Source organism: Acidovorax sp. FG27 (assembly GCF_040365715.1).
In the GTDB taxonomy this organism is placed as follows: domain Bacteria; phylum Pseudomonadota; class Gammaproteobacteria; order Burkholderiales; family Burkholderiaceae_C; genus Paracidovorax.
The window spans coordinates 1-19542 of record NZ_BAABVY010000003.1 but is presented as its reverse complement, the minus strand read 5'-3'; the positions used below and the strand labels follow the sequence as shown (position 1 = coordinate 19542).

Genomic DNA, 19542 nt, shown 5'->3' with positions numbered 1-19542 from the left:
AACTGGCCGGCGACAACCGCGCGCTGACTGCCGCCGCCATGCTGCTGCTGGCCGCCTGCCTCGTGGGCCTGGCGCTCTACCTGCGCTCGGTGGTGCGGCAGCTGGGCGGCGACCCGTCGCAGCTGCGGCATGCGGCCAATGCGGTCGCGGCCGGCGACCTGGCCGCCCGCATGCCGCTGCGCCCGGGCGACAGCGCCAGCATCATGGCCGCCATGTCGGCGATGAGCGGGCAGCTGTCGGAGGTGGTGCGCACGGTGCGCACCAGCGCGCACGGCGTGTCGGGCGCCAGCAGCGAGATCGATGCGGGCAACCACGATCTGTCCGTGCGCACCGAGCGGCAGGCCGCTGCGCTGCAGCAGACCGCCGCGTCGATGGAGCAGATGGGCTCCACCGTGCGCCAGAACGCCGACACCGCCCGCCGCGCCAACGAGCTGGCGCGCAACGCGTCGCAGGTGGCCGAGCAGGGCGGCGCGGTGGTGTCCGAAGTAGTGCAGACCATGCGCGGCATCCAGGACAGCAGCAACCGCATCGGCGAGATCATCGGCGTGATCGACGGCATCGCGTTCCAGACCAACATCCTGGCGCTCAACGCCGCCGTGGAGGCGGCCCGGGCGGGCGAGCAGGGTCGGGGCTTCGCCGTGGTCGCATCGGAGGTGCGCAACCTGGCCCAGCGCAGCGCCGACGCCGCCAAGGAGATCAAGCAGCTCATCGACGACAGCGTGCAGCGCGTGGAGCGCGGCAGCGAACTGGTGGACAAGGCCGGCCGCACCATGGACGACGTGGTGTCGTCGATCCGCCGCGCCACCGACCTGATGGGCGAGATCAGCGCCTCCAGCGCCGAGCAGAGCGCCGGAGTGGACCAGATCAGCGAAGCCATCGTGCACGTGGACCAGGCCACGCAGCAGAACGCGGCCCTGGTCGAGGAAATGGCCGCCGCCGCCAGCAGCCTGAGCGCGCAGGCGCGGGAGATGGTGCGGGCCACGGCCGTGTTCCGGCTGGGCGACGAAGACGCCACTGCGCCACCCGCTGCCGCGGCCCCTGCGGTGCGGGCCGTTCCCTCGGCCCCCGTGCCGGCGGCCCCCGCCGGGGCGCCGCGCCCCGCCATCGCGGCGCGGCCGGCGCCCGGCGCATCGGCCAGGGCGGCAACGGCGCCCGCAGCCGCCCCGGGCCCCGCGCACAAGCCCTCGCTGTCGCTGGTCGCCCGCCCGGCGCCGGCGCCCGCGTCGCCCGGCCCGCGCAGCCAGGCCGAGTCCGACTGGGAAAGTTTCTGAAGGCAGACGCTGCAGCGTGTGACCGCCTTTACACACGCAGTGGGTGATCTTGGCGGCCAGAAGGCGTGAAGCGGCTTCGGACGTTCTAAGATTTGCGTCCGTCCCTCACTTGCAAAGCCCCCTAGTATGTCTGACCTGAATGCCGCTTTCGAAGCCTCCGTCGCGCAGTCGAAGAACCTGAGCGAGCGCCCCGACAACCCCACGCTGCTGAAGATCTACGCGCTCTACAAGCAGGCCACGGTGGGCGACAACAGCGAGAAAAAGCCCAGCTTCTCCGACGTGGTGGGCCGCGCCAAGTGGGACGCCTGGGAAAAGCTCAAGGGCACCGACGGCGACACGGCGCGCCAGCAGTACATCGACCTGATTGCATCGCTGAGCTGAGCTCACCCCCGGCGCGCGGGCGCGGTCGGTCCGATCCCGCCCGCGCCCACGAGGAAGGCCCCGCCACCGTTGCCCGGTGCGGGGCCTTCGTCATGGCGGCCGGCCCTGCGGCGCGCGGCTGCCGCTCACGCCGCCCGTGGCGCCAGCAGCTTGTCGAACTGGTCCTCGATCTCGGCCGTGATGCGGTCCTTGAAGGCGGAAAAGAGAAATCCCAGCTCGGCCTGCAGCGCGAAGCGGTCGGCCGTCACCCGCATCGTGCCTTCGATGCCCGGGCGCTGGAAGTGCAGCACGTCGGGCGCGGGCGTGCCGTCCGGCTGCATGGTGTCTGCCGGCACGTAGCGGCACTGCATGTCGAACTTGGCCTCGGCCTTCTGCGCCCAGAGGCCGGCGATACGGCGCGCTTCGGGCAGGCCCAGGGTGTGGGCGCGGTCAATCTGGATGTCGGGCAATCGGGGTCTCCGGGGCGGCGTGGGCCTTGGGGGTGGGGGTGGTGGGAGGCGGGTTCGTGGCGGGGGCCGGCGCGGCGGCGGGTTGCAGCGCCCGCAGGGCGGCTTCGCGCTCGGCCGGGGGCTGGGCGGCCAGGGCGCGCACGGCGGCGTAGAAGCGCGGCCAGTCGCGGCCTTCGCGCTCGAACAGCGCCGTGAAGGCCGGCACCCCGTCATCGTAGGCCGCCTGGGCGCCGAAGCTGGCGTTGTTGGCGGTCGCCACCCAGTGGTCCAGCCCGCCCAGCTGCGCCGCTGTGGCGCCTTCTGCCAGCCAGCGGGCGCGCAGCGCGGCGTAAGCGTCGCGGAACTGCTGCATCGCTATATTTTTCATAGCTGCTTGCGCAGCATGGTCGGGCGCTGGAGCCCGATTCGATGCATAAATGGACGCCAGGCGGGTGCGGGTGTCCCGGGTCAGGGTGCGGAAGGCGGCGCGCCGGGCTTCGCTGGCGGCGAAGTCGGCGCGGGCCCGGTTCGTGGAGCGCTCGCTGAGCCAGCGCTCCACGCCCAGCCGCTCGACGGCGGTGGCGAACGATTCATTGAAGCGGGTGTCGCCCTGCACGTAGACCACCTGGTGGGCCAGTTCGTGGAACAGCAGGCGCACGAAGTCGCCCTCGGGCCAGGCGATGAAGGTGTTGAGCAGCGGGTCGCCGCCGGCCCAGTTGAGGTAGCCCAGCGTGGAATAGGCGGGCACGCCGTACACGCTGGTCTCCAGCCCCTGCGCCGCCAGCCGGGCGGCCTCGGCGCGCGCGTCGGCCTCGTCGTAGTAGCCCCGGTAGCCGATGCAGCCGGTGACCGGGAAGCACCACGTGTGCAGCGTGAGCGAATACGGCCCCGCCGCCACCACGTTCCACACGGCGGCGCGCCGGCCCAGGTCGGCATAGCGGCGGTAGCTGGCGTTGTCGGGCAGGCCGAGTTCTGTGCTGGCAAAGCTGCGCGCCTGCCGCGCCAGTTCCAGGCGCTCGCGCAGCGCGGCGCTGGTGCCGGGCCGGTCCAGCCAGTCGGCGATGGGTTCGGCCGCGCCCATCAGCTGCAGATGGCCGCGCACCGACTGCCAGTAGTAGGCGAGCGACTGGCCGGTGCCGGCGCAGCCGGCGAGCAGCGGCAGCCCCAGGCAGAGGGTGGCGGCCCGGGCAGCACGCCAGGGCAGGCCGCGCAGGCCGGCCGGCACGAGCGGGTGGAGCAAGGAAGAAAGCCGTGAGGCGAGGGGCTGGAAGGCCATGGTGCAGCCCCGAAGGATAACGAAGGTGGCGGGCCGCATCACCCGCGCCAGGGCGGTGCCAGGCGGGCGAGAATCACGCCATGTCCGCCCCTGCCACCCCCACCCAGACCCCGCCGGCCGTCGACACCGCCACCGGCCTCTTCACCCTGGCCGATGGTTGTCCGCGCTGCGGCTGGTGCCGCGCCATGCCGCTCTACCGGCACTACCACGACCACGAATGGGGCTTTCCGGTGGCGGACGACCGGCGGCTCTTTGAGAAGCTCTGCCTGGAGGGCTTCCAGGCGGGGTTGAGCTGGATCACCATCCTGAACAAGCGCGAGGCTTTCCGGGCCGGCTTCGCGCAGTTCGATGCCGAGGTGCTGTCCCGCTTCGGCCCGGCCGAGGTCGCGCGGCTGCTGGCGGATGCCGGCATCGTGCGGCACCGCGGCAAGATCGAATCGGCCATCCACAACGCGGGACGCATGCTCGAGCTGCGCCGCGAATTCGGTTCGCTGGCGCACTACGTGTGGCGCTTCGAGCCGCAGGCCGCCGAGGGCCGCCCCGAGCGGGTCACGCCCGAGGCCGCCCGTGCGCTGACCCAGTCGGCCGCGTCGGTGGCCATGTCGAAAGATCTCAAGAAACGCGGCTGGAGCTTCGTCGGCCCCACCACCACCTACGCCTTCATGCAGGCCATGGGGCTGGTCAACGACCATTTCGAGGGCTGCCACACGCGTGAGCAGGCGCTGGCTGCGCGGGCGGCGTTCACCGTGCCCACGGCCTGACGGTACCAGCGAGGCCTGCACGCATCGAGCGGCGTGCGGAGCCTTCCCCAGGGAGGCTCTGCACGAATCGAGCGGAAAGTGGGCGCTGCGGATCGGGAGGGGCTGCAAGGCGCCAACCGCAGCCATAGCGGGGCCATGGCGAGGATTGGCAACGCGGCAGACTGCCCGAATCCGCAGATGCCCAGGGCGCGGTGATTCGTGCAGAGGTTCCCTAGACCACCGCGTCCGAGCGCACCACGATGTCCGCGAAGCCCAGGTGCTGCATGGCCTCGCGCAGGATCAGCAGGGTGGCGGCGAAGGCCGGCTCCTGCGGCAGATCGTCCTGGCTGGCGGGCCGGCCCTCCGACCATGCGGCGAGCCGCTCGAACGTGCGTTCCACCGCATCGAGGGTGAGCAGCATCTCCGGCTGCGCCTCCAGCCCGGCGGCCAGCGCCACCTGGCGGATGCCGGCGTCGGCCGTGAACAGGGTGGATCGTTCGACCAGCAGCCCGCGCACCGGCATGACGGCGTCTTCCACCCGGGCGATGGCCGTCTCCAGCTCGGCGCCGGTGGGCGGCTGGTGCGCGAAGCACAGCGCCGCCGTGGCCCGCGCGCCGATGGGCAGCGACCGCAGCAGCCGGGCCTGCGGACCATCGCCGCTGGCCAGCGTGGTCTGCGTGCTGCCGATGCGCAGCGTGGTCACGGGCGTGCCCGCCAGCGGGCCGGCCTGCAGGGCGGTGTACAGCGCGCCGGCATCGTCGGCGGACAGGGGAGCGGGTGCGGTGGTGGGCATGGTGCGGTCCGTCGGCGGCGAAGTGCGGTGGCTGGAATGCCGGGCGCAGGGAAAATGGAAAGAGTGGCAGGGCGCATTGTGCCGCGCCGCACGCTGCCGGGTGCGGCCAGTGGTCACCATCGGTGGTGACGGAACGTGTTGCGACGCTCCGGCGCGCCGCCATGAAAAAAGCCCTCTGCGGAGAGGGCTCGGGAGGCGTTCACGGCGCCGGCGTGCGGCCGGGGGCGGCGCGCCAGCGACCGGGGGTGGCGTGTTCAGCCGCCCTTGTTGGAACGCTTGCCGGGGTTCTTCTTGCTGCGCGTGGCCACGCCGCGCTCCAGGCTCACGCGCTGGCCGCGGCCGGGCGTGGGCAGGCTGACGCCGGCGGGGGTGGCGGGACGGGGGGTGCGCTTGCGGTCGGCTTCGGTAACGATCTTGTTGCCCATGGTGGCGGCTCCTGCAGAAAAAAAATGGGAAAAGGTAAAAACGCGCTATTAGGCCATAGCCGGCGCCGTGCGCCATGCAGTCGGGCTCGGCGGCGCCGCAGAGGCCCTACCCATCGTGCCCGGCGCGGTTGCGGTGCAGTCCGACTGCTTCCTGCGAGGCAGATGTCTATATTCGAAGCCTTCAGCACTCACTTGCGTCGTCCAGGCGCTTCGCTCCATGCTCTACAAATTCAAATCCCGAGCCACCGCCGACGTGATCATGCTGGAGGCCAACGGCCGGCAGCTGCTGCAGATCATGGGCAAGGCGCCCGATCCGCATGGCATCGTGACCGTCGCGCAGATCCCTGCCGCCATCTCGGCGCTGGAAGCCGCCGTCGCTGCAGATGAAAAGCGGGACTCCGCGGCCGCCGGAGGGCAAGGGCGTGGCGCCGACGAGGAAGAGCGCGATGCCGAGCGCGCCAACACCGTGCGCCTGCACCAGCGCGCGGCTCCGCTGATCGACATGCTGCGCCGCAGCGCCGCAGAAGAAGCCGACGTCACTTGGTGATCCGCCGAGCGTGACGAGCGCGGCCGGCGGGCGGGAGCGCTCCGTGTGCCGCCCAGGCGCGCCCGCCGTGCCCTGCTCGTCAGTCCACCTTCGCGCCCGACGCCTTGACCACCGCCGCCCACTTGCGGTGCTCTGCGTCGATGTGGCGAGCGAAGTCGGCCGGGGTGTTGCCGCCGGGCAGCGCGCCCTGCGCCAGCAGGCGCTCCTTCACGGCCGGGGTGGCCAGCGCCTTGGCCGTTTCCTGCTGAATGCGCTGCACCACGTCGGCCGGGGTGCCGGCGGGCGCCAGCAGGCCGAACCAGGAACTGGCCTCGAAGCCCTTCAGGGCGGGGCCGCCGGCTTCCTCCACGGTGGGGACGTCGGGCAGCGCGGCGGAGCGCTCGGCGCTGGTCACCGCCAGCGCGACCAGCTTGCCGGCCTTGATCTGCGCCATCGACGAGGGCAGGTTGTCGAACATCACGTCCATGTTGCCGCCCACCATGTCCAGCAGCGCCGGGCCAGAGCCGCGGTAGGGCATGTGCAGCATGTAGGTGCCCGTCATGCTCTTGAACAGTTCGCCGGCCAGGTGGATGGAGGTGCCATTGCCGCTCGAGGCCATGTTGAGCTTGCCGGGGTTCGCCTTCGCGTAGCGGATGAAGTCCTGCACGTTGGCGATGCCCAGGGACCTGGCCTTGTCGGCGTTCATCTCCATCACGTTGGGCACGGCGGCCACCAGGGTGATGGGCACAAAGTCCTTGATCGGGTCGTAGGGCAGCTTGGTGTAGAGCGCCCGGTTGATGCCATGCGTGCCCACCGTGCCCATCAGCAGCGTGTAGCCGTCGGCGGGCGACTTGGCGACCACCTCCGCGCCGATGTTGCCGCCCGCGCCGCCCCGGTTGTCCACGATGAACTGCTGGCCGAAGGCCTTGGACAGCTCGGGCGCCACGGCGCGGGCCAGGATGTCGGTGGTGCCGCCGGGCGCGAAGGGCACGACGATGCGCACCGGCTTGGTCGGCCAGGCGGGGGCCTGCGCCCAGGCCGGGGCGCCGCAAAAAGCCACCGCGAGCGCGGCGGCCCAAAGCGACGCCAGCGCCTTCCGGCGCCCGCCGCCGAGCGTGGGCGGCGTGGGGTCGCCGGAGCATGGGGGGTGAATCCGGGAAGGGGTCGGGGCGGAGTGGAGCATGCAGTTCCTTCACAAGGGCGCGGACCGGTGGGCGGTCGCGATTGGGGTGGTCGTAGTGCGGTCCTTTGTACCGGCTGCGCCCGCGTCCCGGCGCTGGTGGAAACCCGCCACGCGCCGCGCACCCCAAGAAAAAAGCCACCGGGCACTGGGCGCCCGGTGGCTTGGTCGACGTGTGGCAGTTGCGCGAGCGTGGCGGTCAGTCCGCGTAGGTGCCGGCGGCCTTGATGACCGCGCCCCACTTGTCCATCTCGGCCTGCACGAACTTCTTGTGCTCGGCGGGCTCGATGCGCTTGTCGGCGGCCACCACGGCGCCCAGGCCTTCCTGCTTCTTGATGAACTCAGGGTCCTTCAACGCGGCCTTCACGGCTTCGTTGATCTTGGCCAGCACCGGGGCGGGCGTGCCCTTGGGCGCGTAGAGGCCGTGCCAGATGGTCACCTCGAAGTTCGGCACACCGGCTTCGGCCAGCGTCGGCAGGTCCTTCAGCGACGGCGTGGTCAGGCGCTTGGACGTGGTCACGGCGAAGGCCTTGACCTTCTTGCCCTCGATCTGCGACGTGGTGTTGGTGGTCTGGTCGCACATCAGGTCGATCTGGCCGCCGATCAGGTCGGTCATGGCCGGTGCCGTGCCCTTGTACGAGATGGTGGTCATCTCGGTCTGGATGGCGTTCTGGAACATCAGGCCGCACAGGTGCGAGGCGGCGCCCAGGCCCGCGTTGCCCAGGTTGACCTTGCCCTTGTTCTGCGCAATCCAGGTGGTGAGTTCCTTGTAGTTGTTGGCGGGAATCGTGGGGCGCGCGATCAGCGTCATCGGCACGTCGTTGAGGATGCCCAGGTACTCGAAGTCGTTCGCCACGTTGAACGACAGCTTGCGGTAGAGCGCCGGCATGGTCGCCATGGCGATGTGGTTGAGCAGCAGGGTGTAGCCGTCCGGCGTGGCGCGTGCCACCTTGGCCGTGCCGATGGAGCTGCCCGCGCCCACCGCGTTGTCGATCACCACGTTGGCGCCGCCCATGGGCTTGCGCAGGGCTTCGGCCAGGTCGCGGGCCACGCGGTCGGTGGGGCCGCCGGCCGCGAAGGGCACGACGATGGTGATGGGACGGTCCTTGGCGGGGAAGTCTTGCGCGAAGGTGCCGCAGGCGAGGGTGGCAGCGACGGCGGCGACGGCGAACTTGAACGAGTTTTTCATGATGCTCCTGGAAATGACGGGCCATGATAGGCAGCGCTTCCGGCGCCCCGTATTCAGGTAATCACTAGCTTTGGCGGATTCCGTTTTTAAGCCTTTTAGGCCGGTAGCGCTTGATTTCAAAGGCTATGCTGCTATTGAAATGAGAGCACTGGATCGATTAATGCTTTGGTATTAGTTGTCGCCCAGGTGGTTGCTGCGGCGCCGTGTGGTGGCATCAGCGGTAGCTGCGCGCGTCCTCGATCACGCGGCCGTCGTTGGCCAGGGTGCCGGGCGCCACCAGCTGCACGTCGGCGCGCAGCTTGGTCACCTCGCGCACGGCGGCCTCCAGCTGCTGCGCCAGGCCGCCGGCGGTTTCGCGGGTCTCCACCCGCAGCACCATCTGGTCGTTGGCCATCTCGCCGCTCACCACCAGGCGGGCGCGCAGCACCTGCGGAAAGCGCTTGGCGATGCCGGCGATCTGGCCGGGGTGCACGAACATGCCGCGCACCTTGGTGGTCTGGTCGGCGCGGCCCATCCAGCCCTTGATGCGGGTGTGGGTGCGGCCGGTGGGGCAGGGGCCGGGGAGCACGGCCGACAGGTCGCCCGTGCCGAAGCGGATCAGCGGGTAGTCGGTGTTGAGCGTGGTCACCACCACCTCACCCACCTCGCCCTCGGGCACCGGGTCGCCGGTGCCGGGGCGCACGATCTCCACGATCACGCCCTCGTCCAGCACCAGGCCTTCGCGGGCGCTGGTCTCGTAGGCGATCAGGCCCAGGTCGGCGGTGGCGTAGCACTGGTAGCCCGCCACGCCGCGCTCGGCGAACCAGTCGCGCAGCGAAGGCGGAAAAGCCTCGCCCGACACCAGCGCCTTGCCCACGCTGGGCAGCTTCGTGCCCAGCGCGTCGGCCTTCTCCAGAATGAGTTTCAGAAAGCTCGGCGTGCCGATGTAGCCGGCCGGTCGCAGCTCGGCCATGGCCTGCACCTGCTGCTCGGTCTGCCCGGTGCCGCCCGGAAAGACGCTGCAGCCCAGCGCGTGCGCGCCGCTTTCCATCATGGAGCCGGCGGGCACGAAGTGGTAGCTGAAGCCGTTGTGCACCAGCTCGCCGGCCCGAAAGCCCGCCGCGTGAATGGCCCGCGCCATGCGCCAGTAGTCGCGCCGCGTGCCCTCGGGCTCGTAGATCGGCCCGGGGCTGGCGAACACCCGGGGCATGCCCGCGCCGAACCCCACCGCGCTGAAGCCGCCGAACACATCGCCGCCCGCTGCGCGCCGCGCCTGCTGGCGCTCCAGCAGCTCATGCTTGCGCGTGACCGGCAACTGCGCCAGCGCCGCCCGACCGGTGACCCCGGCCGCATCGACGCCCGCCAGGATCTCGGCGAACGCGGCGGACCGCTGCTGCGCATGCGCCACCTGCCCCGGCAGCGCCGCCATCACCGCCGCCTCGCGCTCCTCTGGGCTGCGGGTTTCCAGGGCGTCGTAGAACGTGTTCATGCCTGGGTTCCTCTGGGTTTTGAATGAAATCTGCCGCCGGCGCTTATGGATCAAGCGCAGTCAGCTATGAATTTAGGAGTGACGCTCTGCTCGCCAGCTGCAAATACTTGTGAGCGCACCGCTCCGGGCAGGCGCGGCCCAAGGCCAGAGCCACCGTGGAACTGGCTTTGCCAGGCCACCGGTGGCGTCCCCCTTCCCGGATCGCGAAGCGAGCCGAGAGAAGGGGCTGAGGGCCGCGGCTCCGAGCCTGCCTGCGCAGGCTCGGACGTGCCCGAAGAGCCGATGCTTCCAGCATCGGTGCCGAGCGGTGAGACGCCACAGGGGGTTGTCCATCTCTAGGCCAGCCAGCGCTTGCGCCGCTTGTAACTCTTGACGTCCTTGAAGCTGCGTCGCTCGCCGCCGCCCATGCCCAGGTAGAACTCCTTGACGTCCTCGTTCGTCGCCAGGTCGGCCGCCGCGCCGTCCATCACCACGCGGCCGTTCTCCAGGATGTAGCCGTAGTCGGCGTTGCGCAGCGCCATCGAGGTGTTCTGCTCGGCCAGCAAAAAGGTCACGCGCTCCTTGGCGTTCAGGTCCTTCACGATGGCGAAGACCTCGTCCACGATCTGCGGCGCCAGGCCCATGGAGGGCTCGTCCAGCAGCACCATCTTCGGGCTGGCCATCAGCGCGCGGCCGATGGCGCACATCTGCTGCTCGCCGCCCGAGGTGTATGCCGCCTGGCTGGTGCGGCGCGTCTTCAGGCGCGGGAAGTAGTTGTAGACCTTCTCCAGGTTGGCCGCCACCTCGCCGCGGTCGCGTCGCGTGTAGGCGCCGGTCAGCAGGTTCTCCTCGATGGTCAGGTGGGCGAAACAGTGCCGGCCTTCCATCACCTGCACCACGCCCCGGTCCACCAGCCCGGCGGGCGAGAGCTGCTCGATGCGTTCGCCGCGCAACTGGATGCTGCCTTTGGTGACCTCGCCGCGCTCGCCCGCCAGCAGGTTGGAGATGGCGCGCAGCGTGGTCGTCTTGCCCGCCCCGTTGCCGCCCAGCAGCGCGACGATGGAGCCTTCGGGCACCGTCAGCGACACGCCCTTGAGCACCAGGATCACATGGTTGTAGATGACCTCGATGCCGTTGACGACGAGCAGCGGGGCCGCGGCCGTGGCCGCCGGGGCCGGAATGGCACCTTCAGGCTGCAGGGGACTGGATGACATGCTGGGCTCTCCGGAAACCGGCCCCGCCGCCCGCCAAGGGGCAACGAGAGGTTTGCTATTGAAAGGGTAGCTGCTCGCGCTTGTTATTCAACCGCTAGCGGCCTGAAAGGCTTGCAATGCAGGGTGCGCTGACCGGGGCCGCACGGGCAGCCCAGGCCAGCCATCCGGCATCAGCTGCAGCTTCTAGGCTTCACGTTCTTGTCCTTGGCGTACTTGGCGGCGTACTCCTTGACCAGCGGGTCGATGTGCGTCTTGTCGGCCTGGTACCAGTCGGACTTGATGTCCCACTTGGCCCCGTCCCACTGCACGATGCGCGCCCAGTCGGTGCCCATGTGGTTCTGGCACGAGGTCTTCACCGGACGCATGACTTCGCCGAAGCCCAGGGCCTTCAGCTTGTCGGCCGTCAGGTCCAGGTTCTCGAAGCCCCAGCGCACCTGCTCGGGCGTCAGCACCTTGCCCTTGCCGTACTTTTCCTGCGCGGCGCGGATCGCCTCCACCTGCAGCATGGAGATCATCATCCCGCGCGTGTGCGCCAGCGTGCCCACGCCCGTGGCGGCGCCGGTGCCCTGGCCTTTGTCGTAGACGAACTTCTTCAGGTCGTCATGCACCTTGTCCTTGGCCGCGCTGTTGTGGATGGTAATGGCGTTGTAGCCCTTGGCGCCCGCGCCGATGTCCTTCACGTCGTGGTCGGAGCCGGCCCACCAGATGCCGTAGATCTTCTCGCGCGGGTAGCCGCTGGCCTGGGCCTCGCGGATGCCGGCGGGCGTCATCACGCCGGCCGACCAGAACAGCACGTAGTCGGGCTTTTGCTGGCGGATCTGCAGCCAGGTGGACTTCTGCTCCACGCCGGGCGGCGTGACCGGGAAGGTGCTGAACGTGAAGCCGTCGGCCTCGGCGCGCTTTTGCAGCAGCGGAATGGGCTCCTTGCCGTAGGGGCTGTCGTGGTAGACCAGCGCGATCTTCTTGCCCTTCAGGCTGCCGCCTTCCTTCTTGGCGATGTCCTGCAGCATCACGTCGGCGGCCGTCCAGTAGGTGCCCAGCAGCGGGAAGTTCCACTCGAACACCGTGCCGTCGGCCGACTGCGACAGGCCGTAGCCGGGCGTCTCGACGGGAATCTTGTCCACGAAGGCCTTGTCGGTCACCGCGAAGGTGATGCCGGTGGACTGCGTGTCGAAGCCCGAGGCGCCGCTGCCCTTGCCCTTCAGGCGCTCATAGCACTCCACGCCCTTGGCGGCGTCGTACGCCGTCTCGCATTCTTCAAAGGCGATCTTCACGCCGTTCACGCCGCCGTCGCGCGCGTTCACCAGCTTCAGGTAGTCCTGCTTGCCGTCGGCCCATGGAATGCCCAGCGGCGCGAACTGCCCGGTGCGGTAGACCATCAGCGGCACGAACTGCTCGGCGGCGGCCTGCGCCTGCGCGGCCAGCGGCAGATAGGCCGCGAGTGCGGTGGCGCCGGCCGCGGTGGCCAGCGCGATTCTTTGCTTGAGTTGCATGGCTGAAGTCTCCTGGGAGTGATGGCACCTGAAGTGCGCTTGTGGTGAAGAAGGAAGGAAGAACGGAACGAGGGACGCGGGGAGCACGAGTGCACCGACCGGCGGTCAGTGCGGGAAAGGCCACAGCCGCAGCTTCTGCCGGGCGGTGGACCACAGCCGCGCCAGGCCGTGGGGTTCGACGATGAGGAAGAAGACGATCAGCGCGCCGAAGATCATGTGTTCCACATGGGTCGCGGTCGCGGTGGAGATCGGCAGGCCCAGCCAGTGCGGCACGTAGTTCAAGAGCAGCGGCAGCAGCACGATGAAGGCGGCGCCGAAGAACGCGCCCGAGATGGAGCCCAGCCCGCCGATGATGACCATGAAGAGCAGCTGGAACGAGCGCTCGATGCCGAAGGCCGCCGGCTCCCAAGAGCCCAGGTGCACGAAGCCCCAGAGGCCGCCGGCCACGCCCACGATGAAGCTGCTGACGGCGAAGGCGCTGAGCTTGGCGTATACCGGGCGGATGCCGATCACCGCCGCCGCCACGTCCATGTCGCGCATGGCCATCCACTCGCGGCCGATGGCGCCGCGCACCAGGTTCTTGGCCAGCAGGGCGAACACCGCGACGAAGGCCAGGCACAGCAGGTACTTCTGCACGGGGGTCTGGATGGCATAGCCCAGGATGTCCAGCCCGCCCACGCTCACCGAGCCGGAGGACGAGTCGTTGGTGACCCACTTCACGCGGTTGGTGAACCAGTCGGTGAAGAACTGCGCCGCCAGCGTGGCCACCGCCAGGTAGAGGCCCCGGATGCGCAGGCTCGGGATGCCGAAGAGCACGCCGAACACGGTGGCGAACAGGCCGCCGCCCAGCAGCGCCACCAGGAGCGGCATGCCGTCGATGCGCGCCTGCAGGTTGTAGGCCGCATAGGCGCCCACCGCCATGAAGGCGCCCGTGCCCAGCGAGATCTGGCCGCAGTAGCCCACCAGGATGTTGAGGCCGATGGCGGCCAGCGACAGGATGAGGAAGGGAATGGCGATGGCGCGGAAGAAATAATCGCTGCCCACCATCGGCACCAGCACGAAGGCCACGGCCAGCAGGCCGAGGATGGCCCACCGGTCCTGCGCGACGGGGAAGAGCCCCATGTCGGCGCGGTAGCTGCTCTTGAATTGACCGTTTTCGCGATAGAACATCTGCTTGGCTCCTGTGCTTGAGGTTCAGACGCGATCAATAATTTTGTCGCCGAACAGGCCCTGCGGACGCACCAACAGGAAGCCCAGCGCCAGCACGTACGCGAACCAGTTCTCGATGCCGCCGCCCAGGTAGGGCCCCAGGTAGATCTCGGAGAGCTTCTCGCCCACGCCGATCACCAGCCCGCCGACGATGGCGCCCGGCACCGAGGTAAGGCCGCCCAGGATCACCACCGGAAAGGCTTTGAGCGCCACCAGCGAGATGGAGAACTGCACGCCCAGCTTGCTGCCCCAGATGATGCCGGCCACCAGCGCGACGATGCCGCCCACCGACCAGACGATGACCCAGATGCGCGAGAGCGGAATGCCGATCGACTGCGCCGCCTGGTGGTCGTCCGCCACGGCGCGCAGGGCGCGGCCGGTGCGCGTCTTCTGGAAGAAGAGCGAGAGCAGGGCCACCAGCAGCGCGGCCACCAGCGCGGCGTAGAGGTCTTCCTTGGACAGCAGCAGGCCGCCCTCGAAGACGTTCTCCAGCACGATCATCGGGTCCTTGGGCATGCCCACGTCGATCTTGTAGGTGGCGCTGCCGAAGATGAGCTGGCCCGCGCCGTCGAGGAAATAGGTGATGCCCAGCGTCGCCATCAGCAGCGTGATGCCTTCCTGGTTCACCAGCCGGCGCAGCGCCAGCCGCTCCACCAGCCAGGCCACCGCCACCATGCACAGCACGGCCGCGCAGAAGGCCATCAGGTTGGCCAGCAGCAGGCTGCTGAAGCCCAGCCACTTCGGGAACCATTCGGCAAAGCGCGCCATGGCCAGCGCCGCGAACAGCACCATCGCCCCCTGCGCGAAGTTGAAGACGCCCGAGGCCTTGAAGATCAGCACGAAGCCCAGCGCGACCAGCGCGTAGAGCATGCCGGCCATCAGGCCGCCAAAAACGGTTTCGAGAAAGAATCCCATGGCTTGCCTCTCAATGTCCAGCGCCGAGATAGGCGCGGATGACGTCTTCGTTTTCTCTGACCGATTGCGGCGTGCCGTCGCCGATCTTCTTGCCGTAGTCGAGCACCACCACGCGGTCGGAGATGTCCATCACCACGCCCATGTCGTGCTCGATCAGCACGATCGTGGTGCCGAACTCGTCGTTCACGTCCAGGATGAAGCGGCACATGTCCTGCTTTTCCTCCACGTTCATGCCGGCCATGGGTTCGTCCAGCAGCAGCACCTGCGGCTCCATCGCCAGGGCGCGGCCCAGGTCCACGCGCTTTTGCAGGCCGTAGGGCAGCTGGCCCACCGGCGCCTTGCGCCAGGCCTGGATCTCCAGGAAGTCGATGATGCGTTCGACCACCTCGCGGTGGCGGATCTCCTCGTCCACCGCTGGGCCGATGCGCAGGGCCTGCATCAGCAGGTTGCTTCTGATCTTCAGGTTGCGGCCGGACATGATGTTGTCCAGCACGCTCATGCCCTTGAAGAGCGCCAGGTTCTGGAAGGTGCGCGCCACGCCCATCTCGGCCACCTGGCGGCTGTTCATGTGGTCGAAGGTCTCGCCGCGGAAGGTGATGGAGCCCTCCGACGGCGTGTAGACGCCGTTGATGCAGTTGAGCATCGAGCTCTTGCCCGCGCCGTTCGGGCCGATGATGGAGCGGATCTCGTGCTCGCGCACGTCGAACGAGATGTCGGTCAGCGCCTTCACCCCGCCGAATCGCAGGCTGATGTTGCGGACGTCGAGGATGACGTCGCCGATCTTCTTGGTGGTCATCTGCAGGTTCTTCCCTGGTTCAGGCGGCCCGGCGGGCGGGGGCGAAGGTCTTGGCGTCCATCAGCACCAGGTCGGCGCTGACGCGGCCCGTGCGGCCGTCCTCGAACTTCACCTGCGTCTCGATGAACTGCGTGGTGCGGCCGGCATAGAGCGCGTCCACCAGCACGCCGTACTTGTCGGCGATGAAGCCGCGGCGGACCTTGTTGGTGCGGGTGAGTTCGCCGTCGTCGGCGTCCAGCTCCTTGTGCAGCACCAGGAAGCGGCTCACCTGGCTGCCGGCCAGCAGCTCGTCGGTGGCGAGGTCGGCGTTCACCTTCTCCACGCAGTCGCGGATCAGGCCGTACACCTCGGGCTTGGCCGCCAAGTCGGTGTAGCCGGCATAGGGCAGATTGCGGCGCTCGGCCCAGTTGCCCACGGCGTCGAAGTCGATGTTGATCAGCGCGCAGGCCTTGTCGCGGCCATGGCCGAGGGCCACCACTTCCTTGATGTAGGGGAAGAACTTGAGTTTGTTCTCCACGTACTTGGGCGCGAACATGGCGCCGTCGTTGGCGCCGCCCGAGAGGCGCCCCACGTCCTTGATACGGTCGATGATCTTCAGGTGGCCTTGCGCGTCGAGGAAGCCCGCGTCGCTGGTGCGGTACCAGCCGTCCTCGGTCAGCACCTCGGCCGTGGCGGCGGGGTTCTTGTAGTACTCGCGCAGCAGGCCGGCCGACTTGACCAGGATCTCGCCGTTGTCGGCCACCTTGATCTCCACCCCGCGGATGGGCACGCCCACCGTGTCGGCGCGGGCCTGGTTGTCGGGCTGCAGGCAGACGAACACGGCGGTCTCGGTGGAGCCGTAGAGCTGCTTCAGGTTGATGCCGATGGAGCGGTAGAAGGTGAACAGGTCCGGCCCGATGGCCTCTCCCGCCGTGTAGGCCACGCGCACCCGCGAGAACCCCAGCGTGTTGCGCAGCGGCCCGTAGACCAGCAGGTCGCCCAGCGCGTAGAGCGCGCGGTCCACCATGCCCACCGGCTGGCCGTCCTGCAGCGCCGGGCCCACGCGGCGGGCGAGGGCCATGCAGGCGTGGAACATGCGGCGCTTGAGCGCGCCCGCGTCTTCCATGCGGATCATCACGCTGGTCAGGAGGCCCTCGAACACGCGGGGCGGGGCGAAGTAGTAGGTGGGGCCGACTTCCTTCAGGTCGATGGTCACCGTGGCGGCCGACTCCGGGCAGTTCACCACGTAGCCGCAGGCCAGCCACTGCGCGTAGCTGAAGATGTTCTGGCCGATCCAGGCGGGCGGCAGGTAGGCCAGCACTTCTTCGCTGCTGGTCAGGCGGTCGAACTCGGCGCCGGCCGTGGCGCGGTCCAGCAGCGTGGCATGGGTGTGCACCACGCCCTTGGGGTTGCCGGTGGTGCCGGAGGTGAAGAACATCGCGGCCACGTCCTCGGGCCGCGTGGCCGCGACCTGCTCGGCGAACCAGCCGGGCTGGCGGGCCATGAAGGCGTGGCCGGCCTCGGCCAGCGTGTCCATCGACCGCAGGCCGGGCTCGTCGTAGTTGCGCAGGCCGCGCGGGTCGTCGAAGAAGATGCGGCTGATGGCAGGGCACTGCTCGCGGATCTCCAGCAGCTTGTCGACCTGCTCCTGGTCCTCGACGATGCAAAAGCGCACTTCGGCGTTGTTCAGCGGATAGACGCATTCGGCGGCCACCGCGTCCTGGTACAGCGGCACCGGAATGGCGCCCAGCGACTGCGCGGCCAGCATGGTGGCGTAGAGCCGCGGGCGGTTGGCGCCGATCACCACCAGGTGCTCGCCGCGCGCCAGGCCGGCCTCGTGCAGGCCGGCGGCCAGGGCTGCCACCATGCGGGCCAGGTCCGCCCAGCCGTGGGTCTGCCAGATGCCGTATTCCTTCTCGCGCAGCGCGGCGGCGGTGGGGCGCTCGGCGGCGTGGCGCAGCAGCAGTTGGGGGAATGTCGTGCTCATACCTCTCCTGTCAGGATGGTGGGGCGTCGCCCGCGGCGCGGGGAGTGCGGCGTGATCGTTCGATCGCGCGGCCTGGCGGCGGGAACGCCCTTGCAATGCCTTGCATGGTAGGAAGCACTTTGACGTCGATATGTCTTTGCGACGACAATTTGCGGGAAACTCCTGACGGGTCTAACCCTGCGCTGCGCTGCAGCAAACGCGCGGCTCCCGCGTGCGGGGCCGACACAGGCGGGGCGGTATCCTCCCGGCCCATGTACGCCCCGTTCTTCGGCCTCGAGCACGCTCCGTTTTCCATCGCGCCCGACCCGCGCTACCTCTTCATGAGCGACCGCCACCGCGAGGCGCTGGCCCACCTGCTCTACGGGCTGGACGCGGGTGGCGGCTTCGTGCTGCTGACGGGCGAGATCGGCACCGGCAAGACCACCGTCTGCCGCTGCTTTCTGGAGCAGATCCCGGCGCACTGCAACGTCGCCTACATCTTCAACCCCAAGCTCACCGTGGGCGAGCTGCTGCGCTCCATCTGCGACGAGTTCGGCGTGGCGCACGCGCCCGCCGCGCCGGGGGCCGAGACCGTCAAGGACTGCCTGGACCCGCTGAACGCCTTCCTGCTGGCGCAGCACGCCGCCGGGCGCAACAACGTGCTCATCATCGACGAGGCGCAGAACCTCGCGCCCGACGTGCTGGAGCAGCTGCGCCTGCTCACCAACCTGGAAACCAGCGAGCGCAAGCTGCTGCAGATCATCCTGATCGGCCAGCCCGAGCTGCGCGGCATGGTCGCCAGCGCCGCGCTGGAGCCGCTGGCGCAGCGCGTGATCGCCCGCTTCCACCTGGACGCGCTCACCGCACAGGAGACCGCGCAGTACGTGGACCACCGCCTGCGCGTGGCCGGCCTGTCCGGCCCGCTGCCCTTCGACCGGCGGGCACTGCAGCGCGTGCACCGGCTTGCCCGGGGCGTGCCGCGCCGCATCAATCTGCTGTGCGACCGGGCGCTGCTGGGCGCCTACGCGGCCGGCACGCACCAAGTGGGCGACGCCATCGTGCGGCGCGCGGCACGCGAGGTGTTTGGCACCGCCACCGGCGCGGTTGCCGGTGCGGGCGCCGATGGCGGTGCCACCCCCTCGCCCCGCTGGCGCACGGGTGCGGTGGGCGCCCTGGGCGCGCTGGCCGGCGCCGCCGTGGTGGCCGCCGGCGTGTGGGCCTGGCAGGGCGGGCCCATCGGCCGACCCATGGCCGGGGCGGCCGATGCGCGTTCGTCCAGTCCAGCCCAGGCAGCCGCACCCGGTGCCGTGCCGGTGCCGGCGGCCTCGGCACCGCTGGCTGCGGCCAGCGCCGCGCCCTCGGCCGACGCGCTGGCGCCGTTCCTGGCCGCGCAGCCGGCCGACGACGCCGGCGCCTGGCAGGCGCTGGCCACCGCGTGGGCCGCAGCGCCCCCGGCGCGCGAGGGCAGCGCGGCCGACGCCTGTGGCGCCTGGCTGCCGCAGGCCGGCCTGCGCTGCTGGCGCACGCCCCGCGCCAGCCTGAGCCTGGTGCGCCAGCTCGACCGGCCGGTGCTGCTGACCCTGTACCCCGGCGGCGACGCAGCGCCCGTGGCCGCCGTGCTGCGCGGGCTGCAGGGCGACGTCGCCACGCTGCAGGGCGCGCAAGGCCGCAGCGTGCGCCTGCCGGTCAGCGCACTGGCGCAGGTCTGGCGCGGCGAGCTGGCGACGCTCTGGCGCGTGCCGCCCGGCATGGCCGGCAGGATCGACAAGGGCGACCCCGCCGAACTCGGCGACGTGGCCACGCAGCCGACCGGCGCCGCCTGGCTCGACCAGCACCTGCCCGCCGCCGAAGACACGCCCGCGCCCGGCGCGGCACGTGGCGCCGCGCTGGCCGAGCGGCGCGCCCGCATCCACCGCTTCCAGCTGGCCCAGGGCCTCACGCCCGACGGGCGGGCCGGGCCGCTCACTCTCATGCAGCTGAACCGCGCCGCTGGCGTCGAAGAACCGCGCCTGCGCACCGGAGCCTGAACACCATGTCGTACATCCTCGAAGCGCTGCGGCGCGCCGAAGCCGAACGCGGGCGGGGCGCCGTGCCCGGCCTGCACACGCCGGGGCCATCCGCCGCCGGCACCCCCACGGCCGGGCAGCCCGGCCGGTCCCGGGCGGGCGCCGCCCTGGCGGTGGCGGGCGCGGCGCTGGCCGCCGCCGCCGTGGCCGCGGGCGGCATGTGGTGGTGGCAGCAGCCACGCGGGGGCGGGGCGGTGGTCGCCGCGGCGCCGGCGCCCGCCGTGGCCGTGGTGCCGGCGCCCGCCGAT

The 19542-nt window shown here is 70.1% G+C and carries 18 protein-coding genes and 1 pseudogene; 6 read left to right on the top strand and 13 right to left on the bottom strand.

The features are described from left to right. Positions 1-1271 (top strand): methyl-accepting chemotaxis protein (locus tag ABWV53_RS02970; RefSeq protein WP_353362801.1); only part of this gene is annotated, 1271 nt, incomplete at its 5' end. A gap of 126 nt (positions 1272-1397) precedes the next feature. After that, positions 1398-1652, top strand: a complete 255-nt coding sequence (locus tag ABWV53_RS02965) for an acyl-CoA-binding protein (protein ID WP_353362799.1) — start codon at positions 1398-1400, stop codon at positions 1650-1652. Between the two features lie 125 nt (positions 1653-1777). On the opposite strand, the gene ABWV53_RS02960 is transcribed toward ABWV53_RS02965, so the two are convergent. Together ABWV53_RS02960 and ABWV53_RS02955 are read right to left on the bottom strand one after the other, a co-directional pair. Beyond that, positions 1778-2101: a polyhydroxyalkanoic acid system family protein gene (locus ABWV53_RS02960; protein ID WP_353362797.1), complete on the bottom strand. Its 324-nt coding sequence runs from the start codon at positions 2099-2101 to the stop codon at positions 1778-1780. Beyond that, complete coding sequence (locus ABWV53_RS02955; RefSeq protein WP_502903822.1) at positions 2082-3320, bottom strand: aminopeptidase; 1239 nt, start codon at positions 3318-3320, stop codon at positions 2082-2084. Before ABWV53_RS02955 ends, ABWV53_RS02960 begins: the two co-directional genes overlap by 20 nt. A 116-nt stretch (positions 3321-3436) precedes the next feature. Here ABWV53_RS02955 and ABWV53_RS02950 point away from each other — a divergent pair, with 116 nt between their 5' ends. Beyond that, complete coding sequence (locus ABWV53_RS02950) at positions 3437-4117, top strand: DNA-3-methyladenine glycosylase I (RefSeq protein WP_353362795.1); 681 nt, start codon at positions 3437-3439, stop codon at positions 4115-4117. Positions 4118-4328: 211 nt separating this feature from the next. Here ABWV53_RS02950 and ABWV53_RS02945 read toward each other — a convergent pair whose 3' ends face one another. Together ABWV53_RS02945 and ABWV53_RS02940 are read right to left on the bottom strand one after the other, a co-directional pair. After that, complete coding sequence (locus ABWV53_RS02945; RefSeq protein ID WP_353362793.1) at positions 4329-4889, bottom strand: hypothetical protein; 561 nt, start codon at positions 4887-4889, stop codon at positions 4329-4331. Between the two features lie 254 nt (positions 4890-5143). After that, positions 5144-5314 carry a hypothetical protein gene (locus tag ABWV53_RS02940; protein WP_353362791.1) on the bottom strand — a complete coding sequence of 57 codons (171 nt, stop codon included), beginning with the start codon at positions 5312-5314 and terminating at the stop codon, positions 5144-5146. Between the two features lie 217 nt (positions 5315-5531). Between ABWV53_RS02940 and ABWV53_RS02935 the strand changes: the two genes are divergently transcribed. Continuing rightward, the gene (locus tag ABWV53_RS02935; RefSeq protein WP_353362789.1) at positions 5532-5861 is read left to right on the top strand and encodes a DUF1840 domain-containing protein; all 330 of its coding nucleotides are present in this window, start codon (positions 5532-5534) and stop codon (positions 5859-5861) included. A 79-nt stretch (positions 5862-5940) separates the two neighbouring features. Here the strand turns inward: ABWV53_RS02935 and ABWV53_RS02930 are convergent, their stop codons facing one another. From ABWV53_RS02930 to ABWV53_RS02890, 9 genes are all read right to left on the bottom strand, one after another. Then, on the bottom strand, positions 5941-7023 hold the full coding sequence (locus ABWV53_RS02930; RefSeq protein WP_353362787.1) for a Bug family tripartite tricarboxylate transporter substrate binding protein: 1083 nt from the start codon (positions 7021-7023) through the stop codon (positions 5941-5943). A gap of 196 nt (positions 7024-7219) precedes the next feature. Next, positions 7220-8209: a tripartite tricarboxylate transporter substrate-binding protein gene (locus ABWV53_RS02925; RefSeq protein ID WP_353362785.1), complete on the bottom strand. Its 990-nt coding sequence runs from the start codon at positions 8207-8209 to the stop codon at positions 7220-7222. Between the two features lie 214 nt (positions 8210-8423). Continuing rightward, positions 8424-9677, bottom strand: coding sequence for a phenylacetate--CoA ligase family protein (locus tag ABWV53_RS02920; RefSeq protein WP_353362783.1), 1254 nt, complete (start codon positions 9675-9677; stop codon positions 8424-8426). A 335-nt stretch (positions 9678-10012) separates the two neighbouring features. Next, a complete protein-coding gene (locus ABWV53_RS02915; RefSeq protein WP_353362780.1) occupies positions 10013-10870 on the bottom strand; it encodes an ABC transporter ATP-binding protein in 858 nt (285 codons plus the stop codon). Between the two features lie 170 nt (positions 10871-11040). Beyond that, positions 11041-12363 (bottom strand): ABC transporter substrate-binding protein, encoded by a 1323-nt coding sequence (locus ABWV53_RS02910; protein WP_353362778.1) that lies wholly within the window; start codon positions 12361-12363, stop codon positions 11041-11043. Between the two features lie 105 nt (positions 12364-12468). Next, on the bottom strand, positions 12469-13533 hold the full coding sequence (locus tag ABWV53_RS02905; RefSeq protein WP_353362776.1) for a branched-chain amino acid ABC transporter permease: 1065 nt from the start codon (positions 13531-13533) through the stop codon (positions 12469-12471). Between the two features lie 24 nt (positions 13534-13557). Beyond that, positions 13558-14487 carry a branched-chain amino acid ABC transporter permease gene (locus tag ABWV53_RS02900; RefSeq protein ID WP_056659899.1) on the bottom strand — a complete coding sequence of 310 codons (930 nt, stop codon included), beginning with the start codon at positions 14485-14487 and terminating at the stop codon, positions 13558-13560. A 10-nt stretch (positions 14488-14497) separates the two neighbouring features. Then, complete coding sequence (locus ABWV53_RS02895) at positions 14498-15283, bottom strand: ABC transporter ATP-binding protein (RefSeq protein WP_353362773.1); 786 nt, start codon at positions 15281-15283, stop codon at positions 14498-14500. A 19-nt stretch (positions 15284-15302) separates the two neighbouring features. After that, positions 15303-17249: an AMP-dependent synthetase/ligase gene (locus ABWV53_RS02890; protein WP_353362771.1), complete on the bottom strand. Its 1947-nt coding sequence runs from the start codon at positions 17247-17249 to the stop codon at positions 15303-15305. A gap of 251 nt (positions 17250-17500) precedes the next feature. On the opposite strand from ABWV53_RS02890, the gene ABWV53_RS02885 reads away from it, so the two are divergent. Beyond that, positions 17501-19255 (top strand): AAA family ATPase, encoded by a 1755-nt coding sequence (locus ABWV53_RS02885; protein WP_353362769.1) that lies wholly within the window; start codon positions 17501-17503, stop codon positions 19253-19255. Between the two features lie 5 nt (positions 19256-19260). Then, positions 19261-19542 (top strand): annotated as a pseudogene (locus ABWV53_RS02880) (general secretion pathway protein GspB); the annotation flags it as partial.